This window comes from Pseudomonas putida, assembly GCF_022627325.1.
Taxonomy (GTDB): domain Bacteria; phylum Pseudomonadota; class Gammaproteobacteria; order Pseudomonadales; family Pseudomonadaceae; genus Aquipseudomonas; species Aquipseudomonas putida_X.
The window spans coordinates 211438-229906 of sequence record NZ_JAETZZ010000003.1; the positions used below are offsets into that span (position 1 = coordinate 211438).

Consider the following 18469-nt stretch of genomic DNA (forward strand, 5'->3'; position numbering starts at 1 on the left):
CTGCTGGCATTCCGCTGTTTCCCAAATGGACTCTGAGGGCCGCACATGCGCATCATCAAGGCAACCCTGGAACACCTCGACCTGCTCACCCCGCTGTTCGTCCGATACCGTGAGTTCTATGGGCAGCTGCCCTACCCGGACAGCTCGCGCAAATTCCTGGAAACGCGCCTCAAACGCGACGAATCGGTCATCTACCTGGCATTGCCGGACGATGACGACGCCAAACTGCTGGGCTTCTGCCAGTTGTACCCGAGCTTCTCGTCGCTGTCGCTCAAGCGGGTGTGGATCCTCAACGACATCTACGTGGCCGAAGACTCACGGCGCATGCTGGTGGCCGATCATCTGATCCGTGAAGCCAAGAAGATGGCCAAGGACACCCAGGCCGTGCGCATGCGGGTTTCGACCAGCGCCAACAACGAGGTAGCGCAGAGGACCTATGAATCCATCGGTTTTCGCAAAGATACCGAGTTCGAAAGCTACATTTTGCCGATCAGCCAAGACTGACCCGTATTGGCCCGAGCGCCGGCTGGCCGGCGATCGGGCCAGTAAAGGCCGCCTCAGTAACCCCCAGCTACAAACTCTCCGGGCATCCTCGCCACTTGGCCGTATAATGCCTGCTCCTGGCATGTCTGAAAATTTACCCTACCGCAAGTCCGCTCGCCCGTCGCTGCGGGTCAAGAACACAGGTGCTGTACATGGATTTCAACCCGCTGGACCTCATCCTGCATCTCGATGCCTACCTTGATCTGCTGGTCACCAATTACGGCCCCTGGATCTACGCGATCCTGTTCACCGTGATTTTCTGCGAGACCGGGCTGGTGGTGATGCCCTTCCTGCCGGGTGATTCCCTGCTGTTCATCGCCGGCGCCGTGGCCGCCGGTGGCGGCATGGACCCGGTACTGCTGGCCGGCCTGCTGATGGCCGCGGCAATCATGGGTGACAGCACCAACTACGTGATCGGGCGAACGGTAGGTGAACGGCTGTTCAACAAACCCAATTCGAAAATCTTCCGCCGTGACTACCTGCAGCGCACCCATGAGTTCTATGAACGCCATGGTGGCAAGACCGTGACCCTCGCACGCTTCTTGCCAATCCTGCGTACCTTCGCACCGTTCGTCGCTGGCATCGCCCACATGCACTACCCGCGTTTCCTGGCCTTCAGCGTTGCAGGCTCGCTGCTGTGGGTCGGCGGCCTGGTGACCCTCGGCTACTTCTTCGGCAACGTGCCGTTCATCAAGCAGCACCTCTCGCTGATGGTGGTCGGCATCATCTTCCTGTCGCTGGTGCCCATGGTCCTGGGCCTGCTGCGCGGGCGCCTGGGCCGCACCGCCAAGGCACACTGACCAACGCCATGTGGTCCTTCAGCGCCTGGCGGCGCAAGCGAACCCTGGCGCGCTACCCGGTCGACCCACAGCAATGGCAGGCGATCCGCGAACGCCTGCCGATGCTCGATGGCATCAGCGACGATGAAGACCGTCGGCTCCGTGATGCGTGCATCCTGTTCCTGCTCGACAAGCACCTGACCACCCTGCCCGGCGTCGAGCTGGATGATCAGCAACGCCTGTTCCTGGCTGCCCAGGCTCAACTACCGCTGTTGCACCTGGGGGACCTCAACTGGTACCAGGGCTTTCACGAGATCATCCTCTACCCGGACGACTTCAAAAGCCCCCAGCGCCACCGGGACGCCAGTGGCGTGGAGCATGTCTGGGAGGGTGAACACAGCGGCGAGGCGTGGCAGCAGGGCCCGGTGATCATGGCCTGGGCCGGGGTGCTGGCCAGCGGCGGCTGGGAAGCCTACAACCTGGTGATCCACGAGCTGGCGCACAAGCTCGACATGCTCAATGGCGATGCCAATGGCCTGCCACCGCTGCACAGCGACATGCAGGTCGAAACCTGGGCCACGGCCATGCAGCAGGCGTATGACGACCTCAACCGCCAGTTGGACGCCGACCCTGAAGCGCAAACGGCCATCGACCCTTATGCGGCCGAAAACCCGGCAGAGTTCTTCGCCGTCACCAGCGAGTACTTCTTCAGCGCGCCCGACCTCTTGCAGCAAGCTTATCCACAGGTGTACCGGCAACTGTCGCTGTTCTACCGCCAGGATCCTCTGGCGCGCCTGACGCGGTTGCAGGACGAACACCCTGACTACCGCCAAAGCCCCACCTGATGCGCCCGCGCATCAGGTGGGGCGTGGCATGCCCTGGCCGAATGTGCCTATAATCGCCGCCACTTTTTTGATCAAACACGGGGGCACTGCCCAATGAGCTACAGCAAGATTCCGGCTGGCAAAGACCTGCCGAACGACATCTACGTCGCCATCGAGATCCCGGCCAACCACGCGCCGATCAAGTACGAAATCGACAAGGACAGCGATACCCTGTTCGTCGATCGCTTCATGGCGACCCCGATGTTCTACCCGGCCAACTACGGCTTCATTCCAAACACCCTGGCCGACGACGGTGATCCGCTGGACGTGCTGGTGGTTACCCCTTACCCGGTCGCCCCTGGTTCGGTCATCCGTGCCCGCCCGGTCGGCGTTCTGAACATGACCGACGACGGCGGCGGCGACGCCAAGGTCATCGCTGTGCCGCACGACAAGCTGTCGCAGCTGTATGTCGACGTCAAGGAATACACCGACCTGCCAGCACTGCTGATCCAGCAGATCGAGCACTTCTTCGCGAACTACAAAGATCTCGAGAAGGGCAAGTGGGTCAAGATCGAGGGCTGGGAAGGCGCCGACGCCGCCCGCGCCGCGATCACCAAATCGGTTGCTGCCTACAAGGGCTGATACCGTTTGCACCAAGCCCCGCTTCGGCGGGGTTTTTTGTGCCTGCCGCAGTGGCAAAAAATCCTACAAGGTCCTAATCCAGCGTCCTACACCTAGGCGCTTTTCGTACACGTCACGTCAACACCTGGTTCGTATCCCTACTGGCACACCGCCGGTACACTCCGGTGCATGAAAACCTCCGGTGACCGCCTCAAGGCCCTCCTCCACGAGTGTGGCTTGACCCCTGCCGATCTCGCCGCCCAGCGTGGTTTGACGGCCCAGCACGTGAACAACTGGTTCAAGCGCGGCATTCCCCTGGCTCGCCTGGACGAACTTGCCGACCTGTTCTGCGTACACCGGCGCTGGTTGCGCTGTGGCGAAGGCCCCAAACACCCCAGTTCGATCCTGCGCAGCCGCGCCCTGCAGCCCGCCCCTGATACTGGTAATGCGCTCTCCTTGCTGTCGACCCAGGCTACCCGGCTCTTGCAGGTGCCATTTCAACAAGTGCACGACGGCAAGCTCGTCGCGCTGGAGGGCAAGTACCTGCAACTGCCGCTTGAAGCGCTGCAGGCCTTGGGCGTTGCAATGGATAATGTCGTTTGCCTGGCCATGCCAAGCCAAAACATGGCGCCGTGGGTTCCATCCGACGCGATAGTGGCCATTGACGTCAGCCAGACCCGGGTCAAGGACGGTGAAACCTATGCCCTGCTGCACAATGGCACCCTCCGGGTGAACAGCCTCAGCCTCGGCCACAACGGCACCCTGTGCCTGCACAGTCACGACAGGCGCAACTACACCGTGGAACGCTTCACCCCGGCCCAGCGCCAGGCACAGCACCTGGAGATACTCGGCTGGGTGTTCCACTGGTCGCATTTTTGCCGGCAACGCCCTGAATGAAACACCCTGTGCCATTTTTTGCTGGGCATCCTGAGCAGGCCCTTGTATGCTACGCGCCACATTCAGCCCCGACCGGCGCAAGCCGCAGGCCAGAGGGCTCGGCAACGTTTCACACGAACGTTCGCCATCTTTTTCAGGCCTTTGATGGCCATCCAGTTAAGGCGGTTGCGGCTTACCATAAATTAGCCGGAAGCGTCCCCGAGAAGCCGGCCACAAGCCGGCTTTTTAATGCCTGCTCTTAATGCTTCATGCCCAGCTCGGCATCATCCATCAGCGCCTTGGCCATGGCACTGAGGTAATGCGAAGCCCAGATCATCATGGGTTTCTCATCCATCAGGCCGATTATGATCGAACCTGGTTGTGTCAGTGGTCATTGTTCAATCTCCTTGAAATTTGCGCTGGCCGGCCTGGCCTCATCGCCGGCAAGCCGGCACAGGGATCGCGCCAGCTTTCAGAAGTTGAGCAAGACCGTTGGGCTCCAATGCCCGCAGCGCCGCTGAAACCTGTGGGAGCCGGCTTGCCGGCGATAGGGCCGGTGCAGGCGGCAAATCTTCCAAGCCCTAATGCAAGGTCCGAGGGCCTGTGGGCATCTGCACCTGGATCAGCGCCGACTCGAGCAAAACCCGTAACGCCTCCATTTCATGCAGCGAGGTCATCATCAAAACCGATGCCGGTGACTTGGGATGCAGCAGCAGTGCCTGGTGCACAACGGTCGTGGCGCACAGCGCATAGTCCGTGGCCTGGATCAGGGTGTCTTCAAGGGAATGGGAATCGCGGGGCGGATCGGGGACAATTTTTAGCATGATGTAATCTCGTCTGTGTCCTCATGGACCACCACGACATCACTTGCATTTGATGGGTGGCGGCTGCGTGCAGGCTGCAAGACCGGACAGACGAAAACCGGCAGATCCGAAGATCTCCAGCACGCAGCCACCATTGGCCGAAGCTGCCGACACGCGGCACTCCGGATAGCGCTGAATTCGTCTGCGGGCTTGCAGGCCCGGTCGCTGATTTGGCAACGACGGGCCCAGACTAGGCCGCAGAGAAAAGCACCGCAATGCCGAAAAGGCGGGAACAAGCTATTTCAGAAATGGACTACAAGCAACGGTAAAAATCTGACAATTTCCTGGAAAATACGTCAGAAATCATAACGCGCGCCAACCATCATGCTGCGCGAAGGCCCGTAGAAGTTGAACGTCGAAGTCGACCCCACCCGCGACAGGTAATCACGGTCCAACAGGTTGTTGACGTTAAATGTGGCCGTCAGCTTCGAGGTAACCGGGTACGACAGCATCGCATCCACCGTGGCGTACCCCGGCGCATCGATGCGCACGCCGCCGTTCTCGGAATGGAAGTTGCTCATCGCCGAGACGCCACCACCAATGGCCAGCCCGGTCAACGGCCCTTGGCTGATGGTGTACTTGCTCCACAGCGACGCCTGGTTGCGCGGCATGATGAAGAAGGTGGTTTCGGCATCACCGTCGAGGGTTTCGGTTTCCATCCAGGTGTAGCCCGCCAGCACCTCCCAGTTCGGCGTCAGCTTGCCGCTGACTTCCACTTCGGCACCCTTCACGCGCGTCTTGCCCGATGCAACAGAAAACCCGGTGTCTACGCCATCCTCGTCATAGTCGGTGCTGGCGCGGTTCTCGTCGGTCAAACGGAATACCGAGACGCGGGTATTGAGGTCGCCGCCAAAGTAACTGCTCTTGAGGCCAAACTCATACTGCTCGCCTTCACGCGGCTTGAGCACCCGGCCACTGCTGTCGGTGTCTGACTGCGGCTTGAATACCTGCGAATAGCTGGCATACAGCGCATGGGTATCGGTCAGGTCGTAGACGACGCCACCGTACGGCGTGAAGCGCCCATCCACGCGCTTGTTGTCATCGACAGTCGAACCCGTGCTCAGGGTGGTGGTGTAGAAATCACCGCGATACCAGCTGAAGCGGCCACCAGCAATCAGCGCCAAACGCTCGACCGGGCGGAAGGTGACCTTTGAGTACAGCCCGTACTCTTCCTCCTGCATGCCGGTTTCGGTGCTGTAGTTCGGCGACGGTTTGGCGAACTGGGTCGGCGAGTAGCTGCCGACGTTGATGCCCCCCAGGTTGGTGGTGCCGTTGAGGTACTCGGTGTCGTAGTTCTTGTAGTCGGTACCCACCACGAATTCGCTGACCTGGCCGAAGGTTTCGAACGGCTGGCTGTAGCTGGCGTCCAGCGAGTAGGTGTCTTGGGTGAAGTCCCGGGCACTGGCACGCTCGGAGTTGGCACCGGTGGTGGCATTGGTGGCGGTAAAGGCATAGAGGTAGTCGGTGTCGCGGTGCGAGCCACGGGCGGCGATACGGCCATAACCACCGTTGTCGAAGCGGTGCGTCAACTCGGCAACCAGGTCGGTGGTCTTGCCATCGAAGTAGTTCCAGTCAGCGCCGAGGAACTTCGAATGGCTGAAATCCGGCACCTCACCAGACAGGGTTGCCGGGTAGCCGTTGTGCGGGGTGATGTTCTTCACTTCATGAATCAGGCCGAATGACAGCTGGGTGTCGTCATCAAGGTCGATATCCAGCGCGCCGTAGTAGCTGTTGCTGGTGTTGGCGTTGTAGTCCACCTCCCCATTGGTGTCATCACGCGAGGCCACGAAGCGCCCACGCACCCGGCCTGCATCATCCAGCGGCCCGCCCAGGTCGATTTCTTCGTGATTGGTGTCCCAGGTGCCGTAGCTGGCCTCGACGTGGCCCTGGAATTCGGCGGTCGGGCGCTTGCGCACCATGTTGACGATACCGCCAAGCTCGCTGGTGCTGCTGAACAACCCCGCCGGGCCGCGCATGATCTCCACACGATCGAAGGCCGCCAGCGACGGCACGGTGCCGAAAATACTGGCCATGGGCGCCGGCAGGCCGTCGATGTTGAACTCGCTGTACTCGTAGCCACGGGCATAGATCGACGAGCGCCCGCTATCGTTTGTCAGGGTGCGCAGCCCAGCGGTGTACTTGGCCAGGTCATCGAGGTGCACGAACTGGCGGTCTTTGACGTAGTCCTGGGTGTAGACAGTGACCGACTGCGGTATTTCCTTGAGCGACGCGGGGGTCTTGGTGCCGACGGTGGCAGCGTCGACGCTGTAACCGCCGGTTTCTTCCGAAGGCAGCATGTCGTACAGGCGGTTGCCTTCGATGGTCAATGCCGGCAGGTCGAGCGAGCTGTCCGCAGCGACCTCATTGGCTACCGTTTCGGCCAATGCCGAGAATGAAAACGGCGCCAACAACCCCAGCATCAGCCAGCCCCGCGCCCGTCGCGGGCTCCCCACACCTTTGAAACTGCTCATGGCACACCTTCGCCCAAATGATATTGAATCGCAAACGACATACGTTGCTTTTTGCGAACGATACCGGACGAAAACGGGGGGTGCAGCAGGATTAACCTTCTTAACACATGCACCCGCCACGGGGTGATTGCCCTTAGCCTGCATGCAATGGGATGATCGCCAACTGATACGAATTCTCATTAAAGACCGCCCATGCCAACCTCACTCCTGCTCGTCGAAGATGACCCACGCCTGCGTGAGGACCTCCAGCGCCACTTCCTGAAGCGGGGCTTTCTGGTCAACGCCTGCGCCACCGGCCCGCAGGCGTTGAACGCGGTGCAACACGATGGCTTCGATCTGGTGCTGCTGGACATCATGCTGCCTGGCCTGGACGGTCTTAGCCTGCTCGACGAATTGCGCCGCCAGCAGGCAGTGCCGGTGATGCTGATGTCGGCACTGGGCGCCGAGCAGGACCGCATCAGTGGCTTTACCCGGGGCGCGGACGACTACCTGCCCAAACCCTTCAGCCTGGCGGAGCTGGACGCGCGGGTCGATGCCCTGATGCGCCGGGTGGCCTTTGACCGCAGGCCGGTAGCGGCAACCGACGCCGGCGAGGTGATGCTCGACCATGACCATCAGGATGTCGTTCACCACGGCAAGGCTGCCGGCCTCACGGGCTCTGAGTTTCGCTTGCTGGCCACCTTGAGCGCCCACCCCGGCGAGGCGTTGAGCAAAGCCTTTCTCTACCAGACCGTACTGCACCGCGCCTACACCCGCCTGGACCGCGGGCTGGACGTGCATGTGTGCAACCTGCGCCGCAAGCTGGCAGATATCGGTGCCCAGCATGTACAGATACAGGCCGTGCGTGGCCAAGGGTACATCCTGGTCGACACGGAACGCCTGTGATGCGCCGCCACCCCTTGCTGTGGAAACTGGCCGCGCTGCAAGTCAGCTTCTGCCTGTTACTGACCTGGCTTATCTGGACCTGGGGCCTGTCGGTGGAGCGCAGCAGTTATTTTCTGTCCCAGGCCGACCAGGATTATCTGGCGCGCTATGCGCAGCAGGCTGAACAGGCCTGGCAGCAAGGGGGGGCGAGCGGGGCCGAGGCCTTTCGCAAACACCTGCAGCACGCCGAGAACACCTGGGCAGCACTGATCGGGCCGCACCTGCAAAGCCTCGGCACCACGCCGTTGGATGCCGACGAGGCCAGCCGCCTGACCTTCATGCGCAAGCCTGACTGGCCGATGAGCCGGCGCCTGCAGGATGAGCTGCCTTACGTCAGCATCGAGTTCCCGCGGCATCCAGCGCGCGGCCGCCTGGTAATGCAACTGCCCGAGCGCCTGTTACCCACCGGCCTGACCCCCTGGACCCACGTCATCACTCACGGCGTAGCACCCACACTGCTGGCGCTGTTACTGGGCCTGGCGATCTATCGGCATCTGGTGGCACCGCTCAACCGCTTGCGCGACCGCGCCGACGCCTTGCGCGCAGACGACCTGGACAGCCCCGGCCTGCCCCTGCAGGATCGCCGCGATGAATTGGGCGAACTGGCGCAGGCCTTTGAACACATGGCCGGGCGCCTGCGCCAAAGCCTGGAGCAGCAACGCCTGCTGCTGCGTACCCTGTCGCACGAACTGCGTACGCCCCTGGCGCGGCTGCGCATCGCCCACGACAGTGATTTGTCGCCCGCGCAGTTGCGGGCGCGCCTGGGGCACGAGGTCAACGACATGCAGAAGCTGCTCGAGGACACCCTGGACCTCGCCTGGATGGACACTGAGCAACCACAGTTACGCACCGAACCGGTACTGATGCTTTCCGTGTGGGAAGCCTTATGCCAGGACGCCTGCTTCGAAAGCGGCTGGGACCGTGCACGGCTACCCTGCTCGCTCGGCGTGGAATGCGTGGTGCAGGCCCATCTGGACAGCCTGGCCCAGGCACTGGAAAACCTCATGCGCAATGCCATCCGCCATTCGCCTGCCGATGGCCGGGTCAGCCTCGATGGCTGGCGTGAGGGCGATTGCTGGCACCTGCGCCTGAGTGACCAAGGCCCCGGCGTGCCTCACGCTGAACTCGAACGCATCTTCAAGCCTTACCAGCGCTTGCCCGACAGCGGCGCAGGGTTCGGCCTGGGGCTTGCCATCGCCCGCCGCGCGGTCGAACTGCAAGGTGGCAGGCTGTGGGCCAGTAATGGTCACCCCGGGCTTTGCCTGCACCTGGTGCTGCCGGCTGCTTCGCAATGTTTAGAAAGTTAATGCGCTTTACGCTCAATCAGGACTGATTATCATCTGAGCCCTTCCGCCTTGCGCTCCTTGCAAAGCATTGATGAGGCGCCTGATGAGCAAGATCACCCTGTCCCTGGCATTGGCGCTGGCCCTTACCGCCCCGGTTGCCCTGGCACAGCCGCAACGCGAGCAGCAGATGGACACTTCACTGCTGCAGCGCCAAGACCTGGCCTACCGCTTCAGCCACCTGGACCTGGACTCGGCCGATGGCCAGCGCCATTACCGCTTATGGATCGGCAAGCCGCAGCGCCCGGCGCCCGCCGCAGGTTACCCGGTGTTGTGGATGCTCGACGGCAATGCCGCACTGGGTGCCCTGGACAGTGCGTTACTGGGCAGACTCGCAGCGGGCCAGGCACCGCTACTGGTGGCGGTTGGGTACCAGACCGAGCAGCGCATCGAGCGAACAGGCCGTACCTACGACTACACACCGGCCATCCCCGGGCTTGCAGAACAGCGCGACCCGCTGACCCACCTGCCCAGCGGTGGCGCGGATGCATTCCTGGATTTGCTTACCGAACGCATGCGGCCGATGGTGGCCGGCGTGGCGCCCATCGACCTGCAACGGCAGACCCTGTGGGGGCACTCGTATGGCGGCTTGGCAGTGTTGCATGCAGTGTTCACCCGGCCTGGAGCGTTCAGCCACTATGTGGCAGCCAGCCCATCGTTATGGTGGCACGACGGGGCGATCGTTCGCCAAGCGCAGACATTGCAGGAGCGCATGGGTGATAACCACCCGACGCTCTGGCTGATGCGCGGCAGCGAGGAGCCGGTGAGCCCGCGGGCACCGCTGCAAGGCGATGTGGAGCGGCCGATGCGAGAGCTGGCGGCGGACCTGGCCAAGGTGCCGGGGTTGCAGGTGCGTTTCGAGCGATTGACGGGGGTTGGGCATGGGCCGATGCTGCCGGCTTCATTGCAACGCGTAATCGAGGATATGTCTCGCTAAGCTTCGCCGCATCAGTAATGGCGGGCTTGCCGCCGGCAATCTGGGGCATATCCTCGAAGCCGTTGCATGAGCCGATCACCCCTGATACGCCGAAGGTCGCAGATCATCGGCTTGTCAGCAGGGTAGCACTGTGCGGTATGCTTGCCCGGTCTTCAGGGCGGGGTGAAAGTCCCCACCGGCGGTAAATCGAAAGATGAGCCCGCGAGCGCCCCGGCCATGCCGGGGGTCAGCAGATCTGGTGCAACTCCAGAGCCGACGGTCATAGTCCGGATGAAAGAAGGCGTCAGGCAAGGGCCATCAGGGCGCCCTTGCGCGCGCATTTTGTTCGCCCCGAGACGTTCATCGATCATTCACGAGGAGCGTTTCATGTCCCCCAAGCATCACCAGCAATTCCCCAATGTGTCCGCTGCCGTCGCCGCCTTCCAGGCCGGCCGTCCCGTACTGCTGCTCGACGATGACGACCGCGAGGACGAAGCGGACATCGTTGCCGCCGCCGAAAACCTGTCGCTGCAGACCATGGCCATGATGATTCGCGATTGCAGCGGCATCGTCTGCTTGTGCCTGGACGAAGCCACCGTCGATGCCCTGCAACTGGCACCGATGGTGCCGAACAACCAGGCCCGCCACGGTACTGGCTTCACCGTGACCATCGAAGCGGCTGAGGGTGTGAGCACCGGCGTCAGCGCGCAGGACCGTATCACCACCATCGAAGCAGCCTTGCGCTCGACGGCCGAGCAACGGCATATCGTCAGCCCCGGCCATGTATTCCCGCTGCGGGCGCGTGATGGCGGGGTGCTGACCCGCCGCGGCCATACCGAGGGCTCGGTGGACCTGGCTCGCCTGGCGGGCCTGCGCCCGGCAGCGGTGCTGTGCGAGCTGATGAACCCCGACGGCAGCATGGCCCGCGGCGAGCAGGTGGCGGTGTATGCCCGCCAGTACAACCTGCCAGTGCTGACCATCGCAGAGCTGGCCCATTGCCGCGAGGCGATGCTGGAGCGGGAAGCTGTGCCAGCCTGATCGATCGACGGGGCCGCTTCGCGGCCCAATCGCCGGCAAGCCGGCTCCCACCGCGACCGCGCAGCTCTTCAGGCCTGCGCCCTGTCTCTGGGAGCTGGGCTTCGGCCATTCTTGAGGCTTGCGCCGTATTTGTGGGCGCCGACTTGCCGGCGATTGGGCCGGGAAATTCACCCTCAAGTTTGCTCCCCCCGCCCCGCTCTGCTAGTGTCGCGCCGTTCTGTACAGCCTCCGAGACCCGTCGCCATGGCCCGCAAAAAAGCCTCCATCGATTTCGAGCAATCCCTCGCCGACCTGCAAACCCTGGTCGAACGCTTGGAGAACGGCGAGCTGTCGCTGGAAGACTCGCTGGCCGCCTTCGAGCAAGGTATCGCCCTGACCCGCGATTGCCAGGGCGCCCTGGCCCAGGCCGAGCAGAAAGTACAGATACTGCTCGAACGCGACGGCGAGCTCGCCGCTCAGCCCTTCGATGCGGAGCCTGAGGCATGATCGGTGCCTACCAGGCCAGTAGCCAGGCGCGCGTCGATGCGGCCCTCGAACCCCTGTTCATCGCGCCCACCAAGGAGCTCGAGCGGCTATACGCCGCGATGCGCTACAGCGTGATGAACGGCGGCAAGCGCGTGCGCCCGCTGCTCGCCTATGCCGCCTGCCAAGCGCTGGGGGCAGCGGCCGAGCAGGCCAACGGCGCCGCCTGCGCAGTGGAGCTGATACACGCTTATTCGCTGGTGCATGACGACCTGCCCGCCATGGACGATGACGACCTGCGCCGCGGCCAGCCGACCACCCATAAAGCCTTCGATGAAGCCTGCGCGATCCTCGCCGGCGACGGCCTGCAGAGCCTGGCCTTCAGTGCCCTGCTCGACCCACGGCTGAGCCCGCAGCCCGACGCCATCCGCCTGGCCATGGTCCAGGCCCTGGCCAAGGCTGCAGGCCCTGCCGGCATGGTCGGAGGCCAGGCCATCGACCTTGGATCCGTAGGCGTGAAGCTGGACCAGCAGGCCCTCGAGTTCATGCATCGGCACAAGACCGGCGCACTGATCGAAGCCAGCGTGCGCCTGGGTGCCTTGGCCAGCGGCCGCGCCGAGCAGGCGCAGCTGGACGCCTTGCAGGTTTATGCACAGGCCATTGGCCTGGCATTCCAGGTGCAGGACGACATCCTCGACGTGGAAAGCGACACCGCCACCCTCGGCAAGCGCCAGGGTGCCGACATCGCCCGTGACAAACCGACCTACCCGGCCCTGCTTGGCCTGGAAGCGGCCAAGGCCTATGCGATCGAACTGCGCGACCAGGCGCTGGTCGCACTTGAAGGGTTTGGTGAAAACGCAGAGCCCCTGCGAGCGTTGGCGCGCTACATCGTCGAACGCCGCCATTAAGCACGGCTTCGAACCCGCACACAGGGGGCGCGCCACCTCTGGTTGAATGGGCACTTTACCCACAATGGGGTAAACTGCCGCGTCTTAACATCTATAACGACTCGCCTGATGCCCACGACGTTTCAAGAGATCCCCCGCGAACGCCCGGTCACGCCGTTGCTCGACCGCGCTGACACGCCTGCCGGCCTGCGCCGGCTGGCCGAAGCCGACCTCGAGCACCTGGCCGACGAGTTGCGCCAGGAGCTGCTCTACACCGTGGGTCAGACCGGTGGGCATTTTGGCGCCGGCCTGGGCGTGATCGAACTGACGATCGCCCTGCACTACGTCTTCGACACCCCGGATGACCGGCTGGTGTGGGACGTCGGCCATCAAGCCTACCCGCACAAGATCCTCACCGGCCGGCGTAACCGCATGCTGAGCCTGCGCCAGAAGGACGGTATCGCCGCCTTCCCGCGCCGCAGCGAGAGTGAGTACGACACCTTTGGCGTCGGCCACTCCAGCACCTCGATCAGCGCCGCACTGGGCATGGCCATTGCCGCCCGCCTGCAGAACAGCGCGCGCAAGTCGATTGCCGTGATCGGCGACGGTGCCCTGACGGCCGGCATGGCGTTCGAGGCGTTGAACCATGCCCAGGAAGTCGACGCCGACATGCTGGTCATCCTCAACGACAACGACATGTCGATCTCGCGCAACGTTGGCGGGCTGTCCAACTACCTGGCCAAGATTCTTTCCAGCCGCACCTACGCAAGCATGCGCGAGGGCAGCAAGAAGGTGCTGTCGCGCCTGCCGGGTGCCTGGGAGATTGCCCGTCGCACCGAGGAATACGCCAAAGGCATGCTGGTGCCCGGCACCCTGTTCGAAGAGCTGGGCTGGAACTACATCGGCCCGATCGATGGCCACGACCTGCCGACCATGATCGCCACCCTGCGTAACATGCGTGACCTCAAAGGCCCGCAGTTCCTGCACGTGGTGACCAAAAAAGGCAAAGGCTTCGCGCCGGCCGAGATCGACCCGATCGGCTACCACGCCATCACCAAGCTCGAGCCTGCCGACAAGCCGGCCGCACCGAAGAAGGCCAGCGGGCCGAAGTACTCGGCGGTGTTCGGCCAATGGCTATGCGACATGGCCGCTGCCGACAACCGCCTGGTGGGCATTACCCCGGCAATGAAGGAAGGCTCGGACCTGGTGACCTTCAGTGAACGGTATCCCGAGCGCTACTTCGATGTGGCCATCGCCGAGCAGCACGCCGTCACGCTGGCGGCGGGCATGGCCTGCGAAGGCAGCAAGCCGGTGGTCGCGATCTACTCGACCTTCCTGCAGCGCGCCTACGACCAGCTGATCCACGATGTGGCGGTACAGAACCTCGACGTGCTGTTCGCCATCGACCGCGCCGGCCTGGTCGGCGAAGACGGCCCGACCCACGCAGGCAGCTACGACCTGTCGTACCTGCGCTGCATCCCGGGCATGCTGGTAATGACCCCCAGCGACGAAAACGAACTGCGCAAGATGCTCAGCACCGGCCACCTGTACAACGGCCCGGCCGCCGTGCGCTACCCACGCGGTACAGGTCCCAACGCGCCGATCAGTGGCGACCTGGACCCGCTGGAAATCGGCAAGGGTGTCGTCCGTCGTCAGGGCGAGAAGGTCGCTTTGCTGGTGTTTGGCGTGCAATTGGCCGAAGCCCTGCAGGTCGCCGAGCAAATCAACGCCACCGTGGTCGACATGCGCTTCGTCAAGCCGCTGGACGAAGCGCTGGTGCTGGAGATGGCAGGCAGTCATGACCTGCTGGTAACCCTCGAGGAGAACGCCATCATGGGCGGCGCCGGGGCTGCCGTGGGTGAGTTCCTGGCCAGCCAGGGGGTGGTCAAGCCGCTGCTGCACCTGGGCCTGCCGGATATCTATGTCGAGCACGCCAAGCCTGCGCAGATGCTGGCTGAATGTGGGCTGGATGCAGCCGGCATCGAGGCGTCTGTGAAGGCGCGCATGGCCAGGCTCGGCCTGTAATTCCCGCGGCCGCCTTGCGGCCCATCGCCGGCAAGCCAGCTCCACAGGTATTGCGCTGAACCGAAGAACAGCGGGGTACGCGTGGCAGCCGGCTTGCCGGCGATTGCTATGGTAATGCCAATGAAATTCCCAACCCTTACCGCTACCCTGCTCTGTCTTCCGGTCCAGCTGCTGGCCGCCGAACGCGACGACGCCCTGAAGCTCCCCGACATGCTGATCAGCGCCAACCGCCAGGCCGAATCACGCACCGCCACCAGCGCAGCCAATACCGTCTTCACCCGCAGCGACATCGACCGCCTGCAACCGGCCAGTGTCACCGACCTGCTCGCCCGCGTGCCCGGCGTGCAAGTGGCGCCCACCGGTGGCCGTGGCAGCCTGCCGGGTATTTTCATCCGCGGCACCAAAGCCGCGCAGAGCCTGGTACTGGTCGACGGTGTGCGTATCGCCAATGCCACCTCCGGCGACAGCGGCCTGCAGTTTATCGACGTCGACCAGATCGAACGTGTCGAAGTGCTGCGCGGCTCACGCTCGGCGATCTACGGCAGCGATGCCATCGGCGGCGTGATTCAGATCTTCACCCGCCGCAGCAACGGCCAGGGCCTGCAGCCGCGCCTGCGCATGGCGGCAGGCACCGACCAGACCTGGCAACGCAGCCTGGGCCTGTCCGGCGGCGACGGCGCGACCCGCTTCAACCTGGGCGCGAGCCTGGACGAAACGGCAGGCATCGACTCGACCGGCCCGTCCTTCGCCAGCGACGGCGATCATGACGCCTACCGCAACACGTCGTTCAACCTGAGCCTGAGCCACACGTTTGGCGAACGTTTCGAAGCCGGCTTGAACCTGCTCGACAGCCAAGGCCGCAGCGAGTACGACAATCCATTCGGCGGCTTCGACCCGGTCACTTTCGAAAGCTTCGGGCAAAAACCCTACACCGAGTTCAGCGTCAGCAGCTTGGGCACGTACTTCGACGCTCAGCTCAATGACCTGTGGCATTCGCGCCTGGAGCTGGGCCATAGCGAAAATCGCGACGACAAGCGCGACAAACTCAGTGATGAGCGCTCGGTGTTCAACACCTATCGCGACCAGGTCACTTGGCAGAACGACCTGGCCCTGAGCGAGCGGCAGAACCTGTTGATCGGTGGCGACTGGTACGAAGACCGCGTGCACGCCAGCACCGATTTCAGTGAAGACAGCCGCTGGAACCGCGCCGCCTTCATCCAGCATCGCTTCCACGGTGAGCACCTGTCTACCGAACTGGGCGTGCGCCGCGACCAGAACCAGCAGTTTGGCGGCCAGACCACGTGGAGCGGTAGCCTTACCGTGCCGCTGAATACCCACAACGATGTGCTGCTGTCCTACAGCGAAGGCTTTCGGGCCCCGACCTTCAACGACCTGTACTACCCACAGTACAGCAACCCGCAGCTGGACCCGGAGCACTCCAGAAGCTACGAGCTGCAATGGCGCAGCCAGCTCAGCCGCGACAGCCGCCTGGAAACGTCGCTGTACCATACTGACCTGCGTGATGCGATTATCTTTGGCCAGGACTCGATCCCGCGTAATGTCGCCTCGGCGCGCATCAACGGGGTGGAAATGGCGTTGAAGCAACAGTGGGGCGAATGGCGCAGCCAGCTGGGCCTGGCATTGATCGATCCGCGTGATCGCGACAGCGGCCACACCCTCGCCCGCCGCGCACGGCGCACCTTGAGCCTGGACCTGGACCGTCAATTCGAGCGCTTCACGGTAGGGGGCAGCTGGCAGGCTGTCAGCGCCAGTTACGACGATGAGGCCAACCGCAACCGCCTCGGCGGCTATGGCCTGCTGGGCCTGCGCGGCAGCTGGGCAGCGACCGACGAGCTCAAGCTGGAAATCAAGCTGGATAACCTGCTGGACAAGGGCTACAGCCGTGCGCTGTATAGCTACGATGGCGCCAGCTACGGCTACCGCGAAGAGGGCCGCACGGCACTGTTCAGCGTCACCTGGACGCCGGCGCTTTAGCTTCGAGCAGTGCACATAAGCGGGCGGTGGCTTCGATCATCTGCCCGCTGGGCCGCTCCAGGCCCTTGTCTGGCACCACCAGCAGACGGCCATCGGCCACAGCGCTCAAACCTGGCCAAGCCTTCCAGCTTGCCAACTGCCCCTGGTCGCCAGCCAGGATCACCTGCGGATCGCGCAGCAGCACTGATTCCACATTCACTTGCGGTGCCGGCTGGCTCAGGTCGGCAAAGATATTGCGCGCCCCACACACCGCCAAGGCATCACTCACCACCTGTCGCCCACCCAAGGTGTACAGGGGCCGGTCCCAGACCTGATAGAACACCCGTAGCGGCTGCTCACGCCGATAGTGCTGACGCAGGTGCTGCAGCCGTTCACGCAGGCCGCCCACATACTGCCGCCCCTGCTCTGCCCGCCCTACACGCACGGCAATGGCCTCGATCTGTTCGAGCAGTTGCTCAAGGTCGTGAGGTTCTGCACTGAAGGTGGCGATACCCAGGCGCGTGAGCTGGTCGCGCTGGGCCGCTGCCACGCTGCCGGGCCAGAGCAACAGCAGGTCGGGCCTGAGGCTGAGCAGGCGTTCCATGTCCAGTTGCCCCTGGCGCCCCACCGAAGGCAGGTTACCCAGCGCCGCCGGGCGCTCGCCGCCGTCGAGCACGCCCACCAGCAGGTCGTCGGCCTGCAGCTCGAGCATGATTTCGCTCATCGATGGGGCAAGGCTGACCACGCGTAGGGGCTCGCCAGCCTGGACAGTGCAGGCCAGCAGCGCCAGCAGGCAGAGCAGGCGGCGCATCACCCCAGCTGACGCGGGATGCGGTAGAGGTAAAGCACCACCACGGTGGATAACGCCAGAAGGATTTGCGGCACTGCTTCGAGCCCTACCAGCACCGACAGTGCAGCGACCCAGGCAGGGAAGCAGGCGAACAGCATGGCCATGCGCCGCACCCGAGCCAGCTCGATCCAGGCGGCCGGCTCTTCAGCGGTGCCAAGTGACTTGGAAGTGGCGATCAAGGCACGCTTGTAGGCGCCAAAACGCGGCAGGCTGAGGAACATGGTTGCCGCACCGGCGATGAACAGCGGCATGGCCAGCACCGGGATCAGCGCATCGCCACCGCCAAAGGCCCAGGCCATCACCGGCAGCGGCACCAGGCCGACCGCCAGGTATTGCCACCAGGCCAGCGCCAGGCGCCGCTTCACCTCGCTGCGGGTCACGCCTGGGGAACCTCACCCTGGTGTTCGTTACCCAGCATGTGGCCAAGCTTGTCGGCCTTGGTCGCCAGGTAGTAGCGGTTGTGCGGGTTATGCCCGGTATGCAGTGGCACACGCTCGGCAACCTTGATGCTCATATCGGTCAGCGCCTTGACCTTGCGCGGGTTGTTGGTCATCAGGCGCAGCGACTTCACACCCAGGTGCTCGAGCATCGGCAGGCAGATCGCGTAATCACGCTGGTCGGCAGCGAAGCCCAAGCGCTCGTTGGCCTCTACAGTGTCGGCACCGCCGTCCTGCAGCTCATAGGCGCGGATCTTGTTCAGCAGGCCAATGCCACGGCCCTCCTGACGCAGGTACAGCAGCACGCCACGGCCTTCACGGGCAATGGCCTGCAGGGCCGCTTCCAGCTGCGAGCCACAGTCGCAACGCTGGCTGAACAGGGCATCGCCAGTCAGGCACTCGGAATGCAGGCGCCCCAACACCGGCTCACCGTCGGCGATGTCACCCAGGCTGAGCACCACGTGCTCACGGCCGGTGGCTTCGTCGAGGAAACCATGCATGGTGAAAGTCGCGAAGGGCGTCGGGAGTTTAGAGGCGGCAACAAAGACGACGGGCACGTTGTGCTCCTGGATAAGTAGGAAAATTCTCGTGCAGCGATTGTATCAGCAGGTCAGCGCCTGTGCGCTGGCTGAATAC

Annotated in this window: 18 protein-coding genes, 1 pseudogene and 1 riboswitch; of the genes and pseudogenes, 13 read left to right on the top strand and 6 right to left on the bottom strand. The window is 63.5% G+C overall.

Going from position 1 to position 18469, the window contains the following annotated elements; all coding sequences use genetic code 11:
* Positions 1-45 precede the first annotated feature (45 nt).
* From JNA92_RS06695 to JNA92_RS06715, 5 genes are all read left to right on the top strand, one after another.
* Positions 46-504, top strand: coding sequence for a GNAT family N-acetyltransferase (locus JNA92_RS06695; RefSeq protein WP_012312531.1), 459 nt, complete (start codon positions 46-48; stop codon positions 502-504).
* 191 nt (positions 505-695) lie between these two features.
* Positions 696-1343 carry a DedA family protein gene (locus JNA92_RS06700; RefSeq protein WP_241803967.1) on the top strand — a complete coding sequence of 216 codons (648 nt, stop codon included), beginning with the start codon at positions 696-698 and terminating at the stop codon, positions 1341-1343.
* Between the two features lie 8 nt (positions 1344-1351).
* On the top strand, positions 1352-2167 hold the full coding sequence (locus JNA92_RS06705) for a zinc-dependent peptidase (RefSeq protein WP_241803968.1): 816 nt from the start codon (positions 1352-1354) through the stop codon (positions 2165-2167).
* Between the two features lie 93 nt (positions 2168-2260).
* Positions 2261-2788: an inorganic diphosphatase gene (ppa, locus tag JNA92_RS06710; protein ID WP_003255365.1), complete on the top strand. Its 528-nt coding sequence runs from the start codon at positions 2261-2263 to the stop codon at positions 2786-2788.
* 168 nt (positions 2789-2956) lie between these two features.
* Positions 2957-3664 carry a LexA family transcriptional regulator gene (locus tag JNA92_RS06715; protein WP_241803969.1) on the top strand — a complete coding sequence of 236 codons (708 nt, stop codon included), beginning with the start codon at positions 2957-2959 and terminating at the stop codon, positions 3662-3664.
* A 238-nt stretch (positions 3665-3902) separates the two neighbouring features.
* Here JNA92_RS06715 and JNA92_RS06720 read toward each other — a convergent pair.
* The 3 genes and pseudogenes from JNA92_RS06720 to JNA92_RS06730 all read right to left on the bottom strand — a co-directional run.
* A pseudogene (locus JNA92_RS06720) lies at positions 3903-4010 on the bottom strand (DUF3077 domain-containing protein); the annotation flags it as partial.
* 214 nt (positions 4011-4224) lie between these two features.
* Positions 4225-4467, bottom strand: coding sequence for a hypothetical protein (locus tag JNA92_RS06725; protein ID WP_241803970.1), 243 nt, complete (start codon positions 4465-4467; stop codon positions 4225-4227).
* 335 nt (positions 4468-4802) lie between these two features.
* A complete protein-coding gene (locus JNA92_RS06730; RefSeq protein WP_241803971.1) occupies positions 4803-6977 on the bottom strand; it encodes a TonB-dependent siderophore receptor in 2175 nt (724 codons plus the stop codon).
* A gap of 192 nt (positions 6978-7169) precedes the next feature.
* On the opposite strand from JNA92_RS06730, the gene JNA92_RS06735 reads away from it, so the two are divergent.
* From JNA92_RS06735 to JNA92_RS06770, 8 genes are all read left to right on the top strand, one after another.
* Positions 7170-7862 (top strand): response regulator transcription factor, encoded by a 693-nt coding sequence (locus JNA92_RS06735; RefSeq protein WP_241803972.1) that lies wholly within the window; start codon positions 7170-7172, stop codon positions 7860-7862.
* Positions 7862-9208: a HAMP domain-containing sensor histidine kinase gene (locus JNA92_RS06740; protein WP_241803973.1), complete on the top strand. Its 1347-nt coding sequence runs from the start codon at positions 7862-7864 to the stop codon at positions 9206-9208. The genes JNA92_RS06735 and JNA92_RS06740 overlap by 1 nt, the downstream gene beginning before the upstream one ends.
* A gap of 82 nt (positions 9209-9290) precedes the next feature.
* Entirely contained in the window at positions 9291-10181 is an 891-nt protein-coding gene (locus JNA92_RS06745; RefSeq protein WP_241803974.1) for an alpha/beta hydrolase, read from the top strand.
* Between the two features lie 144 nt (positions 10182-10325).
* Positions 10326-10467: riboswitch (FMN riboswitch) on the top strand.
* Positions 10468-10547: 80 nt separating this feature from the next.
* Entirely contained in the window at positions 10548-11198 is a 651-nt protein-coding gene (ribB, locus tag JNA92_RS06750) for a 3,4-dihydroxy-2-butanone-4-phosphate synthase (RefSeq protein WP_241803975.1), read from the top strand.
* 243 nt (positions 11199-11441) lie between these two features.
* A complete protein-coding gene (locus tag JNA92_RS06755; RefSeq protein ID WP_054900824.1) occupies positions 11442-11684 on the top strand; it encodes an exodeoxyribonuclease VII small subunit in 243 nt (80 codons plus the stop codon).
* Positions 11681-12568 (top strand): (2E,6E)-farnesyl diphosphate synthase, encoded by an 888-nt coding sequence (ispA, locus tag JNA92_RS06760; protein WP_241803976.1) that lies wholly within the window; start codon positions 11681-11683, stop codon positions 12566-12568. Before JNA92_RS06755 ends, ispA begins: the two co-directional genes overlap by 4 nt.
* 108 nt (positions 12569-12676) lie before the next feature.
* Positions 12677-14572: a 1-deoxy-D-xylulose-5-phosphate synthase gene (dxs, locus tag JNA92_RS06765; RefSeq protein WP_241803977.1), complete on the top strand. Its 1896-nt coding sequence runs from the start codon at positions 12677-12679 to the stop codon at positions 14570-14572.
* A gap of 120 nt (positions 14573-14692) precedes the next feature.
* Positions 14693-16567 carry a TonB-dependent receptor domain-containing protein gene (locus JNA92_RS06770; RefSeq protein WP_241803978.1) on the top strand — a complete coding sequence of 625 codons (1875 nt, stop codon included), beginning with the start codon at positions 14693-14695 and terminating at the stop codon, positions 16565-16567.
* On the opposite strand, the gene JNA92_RS06775 is transcribed toward JNA92_RS06770, so the two are convergent.
* From JNA92_RS06775 to ribA, 3 genes are read right to left on the bottom strand one after another with little or no spacing between them, the layout of a single operon-like run.
* A complete protein-coding gene (locus JNA92_RS06775) occupies positions 16545-17357 on the bottom strand; it encodes a cobalamin-binding protein (RefSeq protein ID WP_241803979.1) in 813 nt (270 codons plus the stop codon). The genes JNA92_RS06770 and JNA92_RS06775 overlap by 23 nt on opposite strands.
* Positions 17357-17776 (bottom strand): MFS transporter, encoded by a 420-nt coding sequence (locus JNA92_RS06780; protein ID WP_241803980.1) that lies wholly within the window; start codon positions 17774-17776, stop codon positions 17357-17359. Before JNA92_RS06780 ends, JNA92_RS06775 begins: the two co-directional genes overlap by 1 nt.
* Positions 17773-18390: a GTP cyclohydrolase II gene (ribA, locus tag JNA92_RS06785; RefSeq protein ID WP_241803981.1), complete on the bottom strand. Its 618-nt coding sequence runs from the start codon at positions 18388-18390 to the stop codon at positions 17773-17775. The genes JNA92_RS06780 and ribA overlap by 4 nt, the downstream gene beginning before the upstream one ends.
* Between the last annotated feature and the right edge of the window lie 79 nt (positions 18391-18469).

Coding starts and splice junctions, on each gene's coding strand:
- JNA92_RS06745 (WP_241803974.1), top strand. CDS start 9,291: ATGAGCAAGATCACCCTGTCCCTGGCATTGGCGCTGGCCCTTACCGCC.
- dxs (WP_241803977.1), top strand. CDS start 12,677: ATGCCCACGACGTTTCAAGAGATCCCCCGCGAACGCCCGGTCACGCCG.
- ribB (WP_241803975.1), top strand. CDS start 10,548: ATGTCCCCCAAGCATCACCAGCAATTCCCCAATGTGTCCGCTGCCGTC.
- JNA92_RS06770 (WP_241803978.1), top strand. CDS start 14,693: ATGAAATTCCCAACCCTTACCGCTACCCTGCTCTGTCTTCCGGTCCAG.
- JNA92_RS06740 (WP_241803973.1), top strand. CDS start 7,862: ATGCGCCGCCACCCCTTGCTGTGGAAACTGGCCGCGCTGCAAGTCAGC.
- JNA92_RS06755 (WP_054900824.1), top strand. CDS start 11,442: ATGGCCCGCAAAAAAGCCTCCATCGATTTCGAGCAATCCCTCGCCGAC.
- JNA92_RS06730 (WP_241803971.1), bottom strand. CDS start 6,977: ATGAGCAGTTTCAAAGGTGTGGGGAGCCCGCGACGGGCGCGGGGCTGG.
- JNA92_RS06705 (WP_241803968.1), top strand. CDS start 1,352: ATGTGGTCCTTCAGCGCCTGGCGGCGCAAGCGAACCCTGGCGCGCTAC.
- ispA (WP_241803976.1), top strand. CDS start 11,681: ATGATCGGTGCCTACCAGGCCAGTAGCCAGGCGCGCGTCGATGCGGCC.
- JNA92_RS06695 (WP_012312531.1), top strand. CDS start 46: ATGCGCATCATCAAGGCAACCCTGGAACACCTCGACCTGCTCACCCCG.
- JNA92_RS06725 (WP_241803970.1), bottom strand. CDS start 4,467: ATGCTAAAAATTGTCCCCGATCCGCCCCGCGATTCCCATTCCCTTGAA.
- JNA92_RS06735 (WP_241803972.1), top strand. CDS start 7,170: ATGCCAACCTCACTCCTGCTCGTCGAAGATGACCCACGCCTGCGTGAG.
- JNA92_RS06715 (WP_241803969.1), top strand. CDS start 2,957: ATGAAAACCTCCGGTGACCGCCTCAAGGCCCTCCTCCACGAGTGTGGC.
- JNA92_RS06700 (WP_241803967.1), top strand. CDS start 696: ATGGATTTCAACCCGCTGGACCTCATCCTGCATCTCGATGCCTACCTT.
- ppa (WP_003255365.1), top strand. CDS start 2,261: ATGAGCTACAGCAAGATTCCGGCTGGCAAAGACCTGCCGAACGACATC.
- JNA92_RS06775 (WP_241803979.1), bottom strand. CDS start 17,357: ATGCGCCGCCTGCTCTGCCTGCTGGCGCTGCTGGCCTGCACTGTCCAG.